This is a genomic window from Paludibacterium sp. (genome assembly GCF_019232825.1).
Classification (GTDB): domain Bacteria; phylum Pseudomonadota; class Gammaproteobacteria; order Burkholderiales; family Chromobacteriaceae; genus Paludibacterium.
Window position 1 is genome coordinate 1 of record NZ_JAFAND010000076.1, and the last position, 12,367, is coordinate 12,367.

Consider the following 12,367-nt stretch of genomic DNA (forward strand, 5'->3'; position numbering starts at 1 on the left):
CGAAGAAACCCGCCAGCTCCTGCTGCGTTATCAAGACTACTTTCCGACCGCCCCGCGCTTTGCCACGCTGGCGCGTCAGCTCGCCAGCGGCGAGGATCTGTTCGCGCGCTCGAACATGACCGGCCACGTCACCGCCAGCGCCGCGGTGCTGAACGAGGACGGCGGCAAAATCCTGCTGATCGAGCACGTCTTCTTGCAGCGGCGGCTGGTGCCCGGCGGGCACTACGAGGCGCCGGGCGGCCTATTGGACTCGGCCTTGCGCGAGGTGCGGGAGGAAACCGGCGCGTATGCGGTCGCGCCGCACCCATGGACGCTGCGGCATGGCGTGCCGCTGGACGTCGATAGCCACCCGATTCCCGCCAACCCGAACAAAGGCGAAGGCGCGCATTGGCATCACGACTTCATGTTTCTGGCCGTGGCGCAGGAAAACGACGTCTTGACGGCGCAGTTGGAAGAAGTGCATGGCGCCGCCTGGCATCCGTTATCGGTGCTGGCGGCGCTTGACGACGCCCGGCTGCGCCGCGTGCATGAGAGATTGACGCACGGCGGCCTGATTTAAGCGAAGGACGCTAACGCACCCGCATCGGCTGGGCCGACTTGCCGTGCAAACCGGTTTCGATGGCATTGACGTAACCGGTCATCGCCACTTGCGGCGGCACGCCGTCGGCGATGGCGGTCTCGATGATGCGGTCCAACGTCCAGATAAAGCCGCCGCCCACGCAGGCCTTTTGTCGCTGAGCCGCCATCAACTCTTTGACGCCGCTGGTGCCGGCATCGGTCCAATCGCCGGCCAGGATGTATTTGTCGGTGGCAAAGCCGGGCATGGCCGCCTTGATGGCGCTAGCCCAACGTGCGGGGTCGTTGCCGAAACCGCCGTCATAGCACTGTAGATTCCACCAACGCACCGAGCCGGGATGAGTTTGCTGCAGCGCCGCCAACGCCTGCACCCAAAACGGCTGCAGCATGTAGGGACAGAAGGTGAGGCCGAAACCCAGCTCCGCCAGCAGCCGGCAAAACGCGACAAACGACGGCGAGTCGTACACATCCTCGCAATCCATATCGATGAAGCTCACGCTCGGCAGCGCGTCGCGAAAGGCGCGCACATTTCGCTCCAGATTGGTGCCGGCGAAGGTGCTGCCGTTATCGTGAAAGATCTTCTCCAGGGTCTGAAAATCCATCACCCCGCCGCCGCCGATCGACGCGCCGACTTGATCGACGCTGCCGCCAAGCGCGCTTTTCACTTGGCCAAGCCAAGCCGGATCGCCGACGTAGCGACCGGAAGAAAAAATCAGCTGGTTGTTGAAATACAGATCGCCCATCTGCTGCGGCGGGTCGATGCTGTAGTTCCGTCCGATGTGGAACAGCCCCAGGATCAGCGTCGTGAAACCGGACACCTGCAATTGCGCAATGGTTTCATCGACCGGCTGCAGCCCCTCGCAGTCGTCCGGGTACATGCAGCCTTCGGCATACACAGCGATATTGAGATCGGACATGCACATCCCCTTATTCATAATCCTGTCTTTTAGGACATATAACATGACGACAACATAGAAACTGTCCTTTATGACAGGCATGAAAACAAAACCCGCCTGAAACGTGCATCCAGGCGGGTTTTACGAGGCGTAATCAATTTAGAACCTCTAACAGAACGCATTTCGCGGTTGGGTAGCGTACATTCGCGAAGCAACGCACGGCCTGAGGACGCGCACTACAAAACCTGAGCGGATGCCTGGCTGGTGCTTTTGTTAGAGATTCTTAGCCCTTCAACGCCGCGGCCAACGATTCTTTCATCGGCGTGGTCGGACGGCCGATCAGTCGGCGCAATTGGCCGCCGTCGTCAAACAGCGCTCCGCGCGCCGCACCGGCGTCGGAGTCGGCCAACAGCTGGGCCAACGGCTCCGGCAGGCCGACGCTCACCAACATCGCTTTGAATTCGGCCTCGGGAAGATGGTTGTACGTCACCGTCTTGCCGGATTGGCGCGCCACCTCCGCCGCCAGCTCGCTCAGGGTATAGGCGCTATCGCCGGCCAACTCGTACACCTTTCCGGCTTGGTTGTCCGGCGCGGTCAGCACGGCCACGGCGGCTTCGGCATAGTCGCGGCGCGAGGCCGAGGCGATGCGGCCGTCAGCGGCGCTGCCCATGAGCACGCCATATTGCAGCGCGCTCGGCACGCTCGCCAGATAGTTCTCGGTATACCAGCCATTGCGCAGCAAGACATGCGGCAGGCCGGCGGCCTTGAGCGCCGCCTCGGTCTGACGGTGCTCCTCGGCCAAGCCCAGCGGCGAGCGGTCGGCGTGCAGCACGCTGGTATAGGCAACCAGCTTCACCCCCGCCTGCTTAGCGGCATCGATCACCGCTTGATGTTGTACGGCGCGTTGGCCGATTTCGTTGGATGAGATCAGCAGCAGCTTGTCGATGCCGGTCAAAGCGCTGACCAGCGTATCGGGCCGGCTGTAGTCCGCCTCGCGCACGATCACGCCCTTGGCGGCCAGGTCTTGCGCCTTGGCAGGGCTGCGCACGGCGGCGACGATCTGGTTGGCGGGCACGCGGGTGAGCAACGCGTCGATGACAAGGCGGCCGAGCTGGCCGGTAGCACCGGTAATGGCAATCATAAAAATCTCCTTTGGGTTTTACGAGGTTCGGCGCATAATCTACCCCACTAACTTACATTTAGTAAGTACGTACAAAAAGGTAAGTATGGAAAATTTGCAACATGACCGCCCACGCCTGGCCGAGGCGCTACGCCGCGGCGAGCTGTTCTCCGCCGAGTGTCCGTCGCGCGACATCCTCAAGCACATCACCAGCCGCTGGGGGCTATTGGTGCTGGTGGCGCTGCTGGACGGCACGCACCGCTTCAGCGAGCTTCGGCGCAAGATCGGCGGGGTGAGCGAAAAGATGCTGGCGCAAACGCTGCAATGGCTGGAGGACGACGGCTTCGTCGACCGTGTGTCCTACCCGGTGGTGCCGCCGCATGTGGAATACAGCCTGACGTCGCTCGGACAGGAAGTGGCGCGGCAGGTGGAATCGCTGGCGGATTGGATCGAGCTCAATCTGGGACGGGTATTGCGCGCGCGTCGGGTGCAATAGCGCTCGCTTATCCCATTAACATATTCCGCCAGGCTGGCTATAGTAGCTCCATCCCACGAAAAACACGGAGCACCGCATGATTGAACGCCGCGCCTTCGATAGCCTGGGCGGAGCCGACCATGGCTGGCTGGACGCCAAACATCATTTTTCCTTCGCCGGCTACCACGATCCGGCACGCGAGCACTGGGGCGCGCTGCGGGTTTGGAACGACGACACGATCGCGCCCGCCACGGGCTTCCCACCGCACTCGCACGCCAACATGGAAATCATCACCTACGTGCGCGAAGGCGCCATCACCCATCGCGACAATCTGGGCAACCAGGGGCGCACCGAGGCGGGCGACGTGCAAGTGATGAGCGCGGGCACGGGCATCACGCACTCCGAATACAACCTAGAACCGGGCGTCACGCGGATTTTTCAGATATGGATCTTCCCCGATCATCAAGGCGGCGCGCCGTCCTGGGGCAGCAAACCCTTTCCCAAGCACGACCGCTCCGGAGAGTTTGTCACCTTGGCCAGCGGCATGGCCGGCGATGAGCAGGCACTGCCGATCCGCGCCAACGCGCGCGTACTCGGCGCCACGCTCAAAGCGGGCGAAACGGTGGAGTACCGCCTGGACGCGCGGCGCCACGCCTATCTGGTGCCGGCCAGCGGCCAGATCACGGTCAACGGCGTCGCGCTGCAGGCGCGCGATGGCGCCGCCATCAAAGACGTCGAACTGATCCGCATCGCCGCCAGCGAGGACGCCGAGCTGGTCTTGGTGGACGCCGCGGACTAACCCAGCCCACCCGTGCAAAGGAGAGTGATTCATGACGCGCCAGCGCCAGGCAGACACGATTTTGCATAACGGCCGCTTCACCACGCTCGATCCGCGCCGGCCAAATGCCAGCGCCGTGGCCATCCAAGACGGCAGATTCGTCGCGGTGGGCTCGGAGGGGGACATCATGGCCTGGGCCGGCGCCGGCACCAAGTCGATCGACCTCATGGGCCGCGCCGTCTTGCCCGGCCTGATCGACAACCATACCCACGTGGTGCGCGGGGGCCTGAATTTCAACATGGAACTACGCTGGGACGGCGTGCGCTCGCTGGCCGACGCCATGGACATGCTGCGCCGCCAAGTGGCGATCACGCCGCCGCCGCAATGGGTCCGCGTGGTGGGCGGGTTCACCGAGCATCAGTTCGTCGAAAAACGGCTGCCGACACTGGACGAGATCAATGCCGTCGCGCCCGACACCCCGGTGTTTCTGCTGCACCTGTACGACCGCGCCCTGCTTAACGCGGCAGCGTTGCGAGCCGTGGGTTACGGCAAGGACACGCCCGCACCGCCGGGCGGCGAAATCCGCCGCGACGCCCACGGCAACCCCACCGGCCTGCTGCTGGCCAAGCCCAATGCCGCCATTCTCTACGCCACCTTGGCCAAAGGACCGAAGCTGCCGTTCGACTATCAGGTCAACTCCACCCGCCACTTCATGCGCGAGCTGAACCGGCTGGGGGTGACCGGCGTGATCGATGCCGGCGGCGGCTTTCAGAATTACCCCGACGATTACGCGGTGATTCAAAAGCTGGCCGACGAGGGGTTGATGACGGTGCGGTTGGCGTACAACCTGTTCACCCAGAAACCCCAGCAAGAGAAGGAAGACTTTCTCAACTGGACCGCCAACGTCACCTATAAGCAAGGCGACGATTACTTCCGTCACAACGGCGCCGGCGAAATGCTGGTCTTTTCGGCGGCCGACTTCGAGGATTTTCGCCAGCCTCGACCCGACATGCCGCCGCAGATGGAGCGCGAGCTGGAGGACGTGGTGCGCATTCTGGCCCACAACCGCTGGCCATGGCGGCTGCACGCCACTTACGACGAAACCATCGCGCGCGCGTTGGACGTGTTCGAAAAGGTGAACCGTGACGTCCCCTTGCAGGGGCTGAACTGGTTCTTCGACCACGCCGAAACCATCTCGGACCAGTCGATCGACCGCATCGCCGCGCTAGGCGGCGGCATCGCCGTACAGCACCGCATGGCCTACCAGGGCGAATATTTCGTCGAACGCTACGGCGCGGCCGCCGCCGAGGCCACACCGCCGGTCAAGCGCATGCTGGCCAAGGGCGTGAAAGTCTCGGCCGGCACCGACGCCACGCGCGTCGCTTCCTACAATCCGTGGGTATCGCTGGCCTGGCTGATCACGGGCAAGACGATCGGCGGCTTGTCGCTCACGCCGTCGCGTCACTGCCTGGACCGGGAGACGGCGCTGCGGCTATGGACGGAGAACGTTGCCTGGTTCAGCAATGAAGAAGGCCGGCGCGGGCGCATCGAGGCAGGCCACTTCGCCGACTTGATCGTGCCGGACAAGGATTTTTTCCATTGCCACGAGGACGACATCGCATTTCTGACCGCCGAATTGACCGTGGTGGGCGGCCGCGTCGTCTATGGCGCCGGCGACTTCGCCGCGCTGGACGACAACCCGTTGCCGCCAGCTATGCCAGACTGGTCGCCGGCGCGCCGCTTCAAGGGTTATGCCGCCTGGGGCGAGCCGGACGGCGCGGGCAAGCATTCGCTGCACCGCCAGGCAGCGGCGGCGTGCGGCTGCGCCAATGCCTGCGGGCTGCACGGCCATGCGCACGCCCAGGCTTGGGGTTCATCTGTGCCGGCATCGGATATCAAAGGCTTCTTCGGTGCGCTCGGCTGCTCGTGCTGGGCGGTGTAACGAACCGCCCCAAAAACGAACGGGCGGATTGGATCGAACTCAATGTGGGACGGGTGCCGCGCGCGGCGGCGTTGGCGCAATGCCGCGCGTTGCGCGGCGATTGCTCCCTACAACCCCGGATCCGCACTCACGTAGGGCGCACTCGCCGAAGGCAGTGCGCCACAGAGGAATTGCTGCGGAAGGACCCAAAATCGGCTATAGTTACTATCATCATGACAGTAACTGGCGAGCTAGCCGCATCATGCAACGAAAAAGCCTTGGCAACACGCAATGTCCGATCGCCCGCAGCCTCGACCGGGTGGGTGAATGGTGGAGCATCCTGATCCTGCGCGACGCCTTTTACGGTCTGACCCGCTTCGATCAATTCGAGCAAAGCCTGGGCATCTCGCCCAACATGCTGACGCGCCGGCTGAACGCGCTGGTCGAGGGCGGCCTGCTCGAGCGGCGGCAATATTGCGCGCACCCGCCGCGTTTCGAATACGTGCTGACCGAGCGCGGCACCGATTTCCGTCCGGTCATGCTGGCCCTGCTCGCTTGGGGCAATAAGCATTTCGCGCCCGAGGGCGAAAGTGTCACCCTGGTCAACAAACTCACCGGCCTCGTCGCCGACCCGGTGCTCGTCGATCGCGCCAACGGCCAGCCGGTCTCCGGCCCGGACTATGAAATGCGCGCCGGCCCCGCGGCCGGCGAACGCATTCATCAACGCATCGCCGCGGCACGGCGCGCCGGACGCTGAGGCCCCCCACCCTCAAACGCCGGGTGCCGCGCCAGCGCTTCAGCGCACGAGCGGACGCAGATAAACCGCCGGCTCCGCCACCAGACCTTGTTTGACCTGGGCGCTCACCTCGTCCGCCAGCACCTCTTCGGCGCCCGCCTCGATCCCATCCAGCGTGCGCGCCGCCACCAGGCGCGGGTCGATCTTATCGACCAGAAAACCCTTGGTCAGATCGGTCTCCATGAAACCCACATGCAAGCCCACCACTTGCGTGCCCTGCTCTTGCAGTTGTAGGCGCAGCGCGTTGGTGTAACTCCAGGCAGCCGACTTCGACGCCGCGTAATAGGTCAACATCGACGAGCTGACCCACGACACCACCGACAGCACGTTGACGATGGCGCCGCCGCCGTGGGCGGCCAATACCGGTGCGAATGCCTGGCTCGCGCCGATCAGCCCGTAGTAATTGGTTTCGAAGATGCGGCGCGAGGTCTCGATGCCATCCGGCGCCAGGCTGTCGGCCACCTCGGCAATGCCGGCGTTGTTGATCAGCAAGGTGGTGTCGGCGCACTGGCGCACCGCGGCGGCGATCTGATCCGGCTTGGTCACGTCGAGCGGCACGGTAATCACGCCGGCCAGGCCCAGGTCGACCGGCGTGCGCATGCCGGCGTAGACCTTGCTCGCGCCGCGCGCGAGCAGTTCGTGCACCAAGGCTAGGCCGAGGCCGCGATTGGCGCCGGTGACGAAGGCGACGGAATGGTTGATTTGCATGGTTTCTTCTCCTGAAATTTCAATGCGCGTCGGCCGACGGCCCTTGGGATGGCGGGGCCTTGCGCATCAACGGCACCATCAGCGTGGCCAGCAGCAGGCACACCATGACGGCAAGAAAGCAATCGGCGAACGCCATCGTGCGCGCTTCGCGCAATGCCAGCGCCCCCAACTGGCGCAGGGCGGCCGCGCCGCTTAGCGCCGCATCGCCGGTCAGCGCCTGCGCCTGACCCGCCATGGTCTGCACCCAGCCATTCATGGCTTCGTTCGGCGCGGCGAGATGCTCCGCAAGACGGTAGAAATGCAGATTGGTACGGTTATTGAGCAGCGTGGCGCACACGGCGATACCGATGGCCCCGCCCAAATTACGCATCAGATTGAACAGGCCCGAGGCGAGCTTCAGCCGCGCCATCGGCAGCGATCCGAGCGACAAGGTGACGATCGGCGGAATGGCGAACTGCTGGCCGATACCGCGCAACGCCTGCGGCAGCAACAGCTGCGCCGCGCCCCAGTCGTGCGTCAGCGGCGCGAAGCGCCACATCGACAAGGCAAAGCAAGCCAGCCCGAACATCATCAGCCGGCGCAGATCGACCCGGTTGGCCAACAGGGCGTACACAGGGATGGAGAGGATTTGAAACACGCCGGTGGAGAACACCGCCGAGCCGATCTGCAACGCGCTATAGCCACGCACCTCTCCCAGAAACAAAGGGGTCAGGTAGATGGTGGCAAACATGCCGATGCCGGTAACGAAGGAAAAAAAGCAGCCGAGGGCGAAATTGCGGTTTTTGAGCGCGCGCAGATCGACCACCGGCTGCGCGTACGTCAGGCTGCGATAGAGAAAGGCGATGCCGGACAAGCCGGAAATCCAGGCGCAGGTCAGGATGGCGCGGTCGCCGAACCAGTCGAGCCGCGGGCCCTCTTCCAAAACGTACTCCAGGCAGCCGAGCCAGAGCGCCAACAGCACCATGCCTAGGTAGTCGGCGCCGCGCAGCAGCGAAAAATCGGATTGGTCGATATGCACCAGCAGCGGCACCATCACCGTGACAAAGATTCCCGGCGCCAGATTGACGAAAAACAGCCAAGGCCAGGAATAATGATCGGTAATCCACCCGCCCACCACTGGTCCGAAGGTCGGCGCCAGCGACGCCAGCGCGCCGATGGTCGCCGCCGCCACCACGCGCTGCTTGCCGTTGAAAAAGGCGAACGACGAGGTGAACACCATCGGAATCATCGAGCCGCCCAAGAACCCCTGCAGCGCGCGAAACACGATCATGCTGCGGATGTCCCAAGCCGCGCCGCACAGCAGGCTGGCCAGCGTGAAGCCCGCCGCCGACAGCGCGAACAGCCAGCGGGTGGAAAACACGTGCGCGAGCCAGCCGGACAAGGGAATGACGATGATCTCGGCGATCAGGTAACTGGTTTGCACCCACACCGTCTCGTCCGCGCCGGCTGACAGGCCGCCGCCGATGTCGCGCAACGAGGCCGACACGATCTGGATATCGAGCAAGGCGATGAACATGCCGATACACATCGCGGAGAAAGCCAGCACCTTGGCGCCGGTCGTCATGTCGGCGGGCGAGACCACCTTGGACGGCGAATGGAGGAATGCAAACGGACGCACGATCACTGTCCTCCGTCCGCGTGCAGATCGACCGCGACCGTCACCGACAAGCCCGGCCGCAACAGCCCCAGCGAGGCATCGGCGCCATCCAGCACGATGCGCACCGGCACGCGCTGCACGATCTTGGTGAAGTTACCGGTGGCGTTCTCGGCCGGCAGCACGCTGAACTGCGCGCCGGTGGCCGGCGAAAGGCTCGCCACCCGGCCATGAAATACCCGCCCGGGCAGAATATCGGCGCGCACCGTCGCGCGCTGGCCGGGGCGGAAGCGGGCCAGCTGGTCCTCCTTGAAATTAGCGTCGATCCACAGCCCTTGCGCCGGCACCAAGGTCAACAACTGGCTGCCGACGCCGGCGTAGCTGCCGATATGCGCGCGGCGGTTGCCGACCACGCCGTCCAGCGGCGCCTTCAATACCGTGTAGGACAGATTGAGCCGGGCCTGCTCGCGCTCGGCCATAGCCTGCGTCAAGGCGGCCGCGGCCTGACGCTTGCGGGTGGCGATCACGTCCAATTCGCGTTGCGACGCCAATAGCGCCGCCCCCGCCTTCTGCTGATTGGCGCGCGCCTGGCGGAACTCCGCCAGCGCCCGCTCGTTGCTTTGCTGCGATACCGCGCCCTGCCCCACCAGATCGCGATAGCGCGCCTCATCCGCGCTGGCGCGTTCGTTCTCCGCCGTGCTAGCGGCAAGCCCGGCTTGAGCTTGATCGATTTGCGCGCGCTGCAGCGCGCTGGTGGCATCCAGATTGGCCAACAGCGCTTGCTGCGCCGCCACAGCGCCTTCCGCCTTGGCCAAGGCCGCGCGGAAGTCGCGATCATCGAGCCGCAACAACGTGTCGCCTGCATGCACCAATTGGTTGTCGCGAACTTGCAACTGCGCAATGTTGCCCGCCACCTTGGGCGCAATCACCGTCACGTCGGCGCCGACGTAGGCGTCGTCGGTCTCTTCGACGAAGCGGCCTACGGTCCACCAATACAGACCGTAGCCGGCCGCGCCAACCAGGACCAACGCCAGAATCCATCCAGCCAGGCGGTGTCGGGGCTTCTTGGCCCTGTCGGCCGGGGGGCCTGCTTCAACGGCTTGTTCGGCCTGCGCGTTCATACTCATCTGCTTTCACCTTTGCCATTTCGACGACTAGTTGCTTTCAACATGGAAGTCACTATAAAGTAGTAACTTCCATCATGCAAGTAACTATGCGAGTCGCGTCAACCATGAATTCTTTTTCTCTCCGCCACCCATGGCTTGTCCCGGTGTTGCTGCTCGGTCTGGCCGGCTGCGCGTCGGTCGGCCCGAACTACCAACCCCCCGATCTGCAGGCACCGGCACATTTCAACGGCCAAGCGGCCTTGGCGGCACGGCCCGCCAGCACGCAGGCACCGCCGCTGGACCAATGGTGGACCGGCTTTCACGACCCGGCGCTAACGCGCCTGATCGAGCGCGTTCAGGCGCAGAACCTCGACCTGGCCGCCGCTGAAGCACGCATCGAGGCCGCCCGCGCCGTCCTGCAGCGCACACGGGCGCAACAACTACCCGCCGCCGACCTGTCGGCCGATAGCACGCGCGAACATCAATCGTTGGAAAGCCCGCTCGGCAAGATCGCCCACGCGCTGCCGGGCTATCAACGCGACAGCACACTGTATGAGGCCGACGCCGGCGCCAGCTGGGAGTGGGATCTGTTCGGCGGACTGCGCCGCCAGACCGAGGCCGCGACCGCCGAGGCACAAGCGGCCGAAGCCAATCGCCTTGGTCTACGGGTGTCGCTCACGGCCGAAGCCGCCGACGCCTACTTCCGTCTACGCGGCGCCGAGCGGCGTCTGCAGTTGGCCGAGGCGCGCGCGGCCACCGACAGCCAATGGCTGACTTTGACCGACCTGCGCGTCCAAGACGGCTTGGCGGCGGCACATGATCGCGATCTGGCCCAAGCGCAGCTGGCCGACACCCGCGCGCTGATCGCGCCGTTGCGGCAGGAAATCGCCACGCAAATGAACCGGCTGGACGTCTTGATGGGCGCCTATCCCGGCGCCAACGCCGCGCAGTTGGCAGAGCCGGAAAGCGAAGAGGCGATTCCCGCCATTGGCACGGCGGGCGGCCCCGCCGACTTGCTCAGGCGCCGGCCGGACGTGATTGCCGCCGAGCGCCAGTTGGCCGCCGCGAATGCCGAGATCGGCGTGGCCATGGCCGAGTACTACCCCAAGGTATCGCTGTCGGCGCTGATCGGCTCCGCCAGCTTGGGCGGCGGCACGCTGTTCACATCGGCGAGCGAACAAGCGGCGGCGGCCGTCGGCCTACGCTGGCGGCTGTTCGATTTCGGGCGGGTCAATGGTGAAGTGGCTGAGGCCAAGGGCCGCAACGCCGAGGCGCTGGCGCGCTATCGTCAGGCGATGTTGCGCGCCACGGAAGATGTGGAAGACGCCATCGTCGCCCTGATCGACAACGAGGCGTTGCGCCAGCAGCGGCAACAGCAGGTGGATGCGCGCGCGGCGGCCTATCGCAAGACGCAGCTCGCCACCGCGCGCGGCGCGCTCAGTCTTTACGATCAATTGCTGGAACAGCGGCAACTGCAACAGGCGCAAGACCAGTTGCAACAAGCTCGGACCGACAACGCGCTTGCCGCCGTCGCCACCTTCCGCGCGCTCGGCGGAGGGTGGTAGCGCCACCGCGATTCAACACCCACGATTGACGCATGGCTTTTTTCACGTTTTGCCCCGGCCATGCGTCATTCGCTTGCAACGCCTCTCTTCTCTCGCTGGGTGAAAGGAATGGCAGATGGCCTATTGTCTCGACGACGACACGCAGCTGGTGCTGTCCTTATTGCCCGCGGAGGAAAAACGCCTGGACCGCGAGGAGTGGTTCAAACCGCGGGCCAATCGGGGCAAGCGCTTGTACGTCATTTTCGAGAAGAACGATGGCAATGACGCGCCTTTTACCGGCCATTATCAATTGCACGATCCGACGCTGGATCAGTGGCTTCCCCGGCAAACGTTGCGGGCCCCGGGCCGCGCGAGAATGCTGCATCTCCCCCTGGCGCGCGACTGGCACATCACCAACCTGACCCCCGACTCGACGCTATACGTTTTCTTGCACCATCCCGCTTCCAGCAACCGCTGACACTACCGCACTCCCGTAATAACCCTACTCTCTATATGCCTCTGGCAACGCTTTTGGTATAATGTCCGACAGTTTAATAATGTCAATGGTTTATCCACGCCGACCCCTACGCTGCGTGTCGGAGAGAGGAAACGCCCCCACCCGATTGCTGCCGTGACGTCCTTGCCACCTAAAAACATTACAGATAACGTGGTTTTAGGCTTTATCCTCACTAGGGCGCGTCGTCATAAGACGGCGGTGCACTGCCTTCGGCGAGTGCACCCTACGCGAAGGGGTGTCCCGTTGCGTAGGGCGCAATCGCCGCGCAACGCGCGGCATTGCGCCGAACACCTGATGACAGACCCTCAAAAGAACACACCATGCCCCCGCGGCGTG

Annotated in this window: 12 protein-coding genes; 7 read left to right on the plus strand and 5 right to left on the minus strand. The window is 64.3% G+C overall.

The window, feature by feature from the left end; all coding sequences use genetic code 11:
• The coding region (locus JOZ06_RS09680) for an NUDIX domain-containing protein (protein ID WP_293231851.1) at positions 1-559 on the plus strand (559 nt) is incomplete at its 5' end.
• A 10-nt stretch (positions 560-569) separates the two neighbouring features.
• On the opposite strand, the gene JOZ06_RS09685 is transcribed toward JOZ06_RS09680, so the two are convergent.
• Positions 570-1,493, minus strand: a complete 924-nt coding sequence (locus JOZ06_RS09685) for a hypothetical protein (RefSeq protein WP_293231853.1) — start codon at positions 1,491-1,493, stop codon at positions 570-572.
• Positions 1,494-1,755: 262 nt separating this feature from the next.
• Entirely contained in the window at positions 1,756-2,613 is an 858-nt protein-coding gene (locus JOZ06_RS09690) for an SDR family oxidoreductase (RefSeq protein WP_293231855.1), read from the minus strand.
• Between the two features lie 85 nt (positions 2,614-2,698).
• Between JOZ06_RS09690 and JOZ06_RS09695 the strand changes: the two genes are divergently transcribed.
• The 4 genes from JOZ06_RS09695 (at position 2,699) to JOZ06_RS09710 (ending at position 6,523) form a co-directional block, all read left to right on the plus strand.
• The gene (locus JOZ06_RS09695; protein ID WP_293231857.1) at positions 2,699-3,088 is read left to right on the plus strand and encodes a helix-turn-helix domain-containing protein; all 390 of its coding nucleotides are present in this window, start codon (positions 2,699-2,701) and stop codon (positions 3,086-3,088) included.
• Positions 3,089-3,164: 76 nt separating this feature from the next.
• Positions 3,165-3,866, plus strand: a complete 702-nt coding sequence (locus JOZ06_RS09700; RefSeq protein ID WP_293231859.1) for a pirin family protein — start codon at positions 3,165-3,167, stop codon at positions 3,864-3,866.
• A 31-nt stretch (positions 3,867-3,897) separates the two neighbouring features.
• On the plus strand, positions 3,898-5,787 hold the full coding sequence (locus tag JOZ06_RS09705) for an amidohydrolase (protein WP_293231861.1): 1,890 nt from the start codon (positions 3,898-3,900) through the stop codon (positions 5,785-5,787).
• 241 nt (positions 5,788-6,028) lie between these two features.
• Entirely contained in the window at positions 6,029-6,523 is a 495-nt protein-coding gene (locus JOZ06_RS09710; RefSeq protein WP_293231863.1) for a helix-turn-helix domain-containing protein, read from the plus strand.
• Positions 6,524-6,562: 39 nt separating this feature from the next.
• Here JOZ06_RS09710 and JOZ06_RS09715 read toward each other — a convergent pair whose 3' ends face one another.
• From JOZ06_RS09715 to JOZ06_RS09725, 3 genes are read right to left on the minus strand one after another with little or no spacing between them, the layout of a single operon-like run.
• Positions 6,563-7,270 (minus strand): SDR family oxidoreductase, encoded by a 708-nt coding sequence (locus tag JOZ06_RS09715; RefSeq protein WP_293231865.1) that lies wholly within the window; start codon positions 7,268-7,270, stop codon positions 6,563-6,565.
• A gap of 19 nt (positions 7,271-7,289) precedes the next feature.
• Positions 7,290-8,888: a DHA2 family efflux MFS transporter permease subunit gene (locus tag JOZ06_RS09720; protein ID WP_293231867.1), complete on the minus strand. Its 1,599-nt coding sequence runs from the start codon at positions 8,886-8,888 to the stop codon at positions 7,290-7,292.
• A gap of 2 nt (positions 8,889-8,890) precedes the next feature.
• Entirely contained in the window at positions 8,891-9,991 is a 1,101-nt protein-coding gene (locus JOZ06_RS09725) for an HlyD family secretion protein (RefSeq protein WP_293231869.1), read from the minus strand.
• A 104-nt stretch (positions 9,992-10,095) separates the two neighbouring features.
• Between JOZ06_RS09725 and JOZ06_RS09730 the strand changes: the two genes are divergently transcribed.
• Both JOZ06_RS09730 and JOZ06_RS09735 read left to right on the plus strand, forming a co-directional pair.
• The gene (locus JOZ06_RS09730) at positions 10,096-11,535 is read left to right on the plus strand and encodes an efflux transporter outer membrane subunit (RefSeq protein ID WP_293231871.1); all 1,440 of its coding nucleotides are present in this window, start codon (positions 10,096-10,098) and stop codon (positions 11,533-11,535) included.
• Between the two features lie 115 nt (positions 11,536-11,650).
• A complete protein-coding gene (locus JOZ06_RS09735; protein ID WP_293231873.1) occupies positions 11,651-11,992 on the plus strand; it encodes a hypothetical protein in 342 nt (113 codons plus the stop codon).
• Positions 11,993-12,367 lie beyond the last annotated feature (375 nt).

What these genes read in the sequence shown, in the direction of transcription:
- JOZ06_RS09685 (WP_293231853.1), bottom strand. Translation starts at nt 1,493, where the DNA reads ATGTCCGATCTCAATATCGCTGTGTATGCCGAAGGCTGCATGTACCCG.
- JOZ06_RS09690 (WP_293231855.1), bottom strand. Translation starts at nt 2,613, where the DNA reads ATGATTGCCATTACCGGTGCTACCGGCCAGCTCGGCCGCCTTGTCATC.
- JOZ06_RS09695 (WP_293231857.1), top strand. Translation starts at nt 2,699, where the DNA reads ATGGAAAATTTGCAACATGACCGCCCACGCCTGGCCGAGGCGCTACGC.
- JOZ06_RS09700 (WP_293231859.1), top strand. Translation starts at nt 3,165, where the DNA reads ATGATTGAACGCCGCGCCTTCGATAGCCTGGGCGGAGCCGACCATGGC.
- JOZ06_RS09705 (WP_293231861.1), top strand. Translation starts at nt 3,898, where the DNA reads ATGACGCGCCAGCGCCAGGCAGACACGATTTTGCATAACGGCCGCTTC.
- JOZ06_RS09710 (WP_293231863.1), top strand. Translation starts at nt 6,029, where the DNA reads ATGCAACGAAAAAGCCTTGGCAACACGCAATGTCCGATCGCCCGCAGC.
- JOZ06_RS09715 (WP_293231865.1), bottom strand. Translation starts at nt 7,270, where the DNA reads ATGCAAATCAACCATTCCGTCGCCTTCGTCACCGGCGCCAATCGCGGC.
- JOZ06_RS09725 (WP_293231869.1), bottom strand. Translation starts at nt 9,991, where the DNA reads ATGAGTATGAACGCGCAGGCCGAACAAGCCGTTGAAGCAGGCCCCCCG.
- JOZ06_RS09730 (WP_293231871.1), top strand. Translation starts at nt 10,096, where the DNA reads ATGAATTCTTTTTCTCTCCGCCACCCATGGCTTGTCCCGGTGTTGCTG.
- JOZ06_RS09735 (WP_293231873.1), top strand. Translation starts at nt 11,651, where the DNA reads ATGGCCTATTGTCTCGACGACGACACGCAGCTGGTGCTGTCCTTATTG.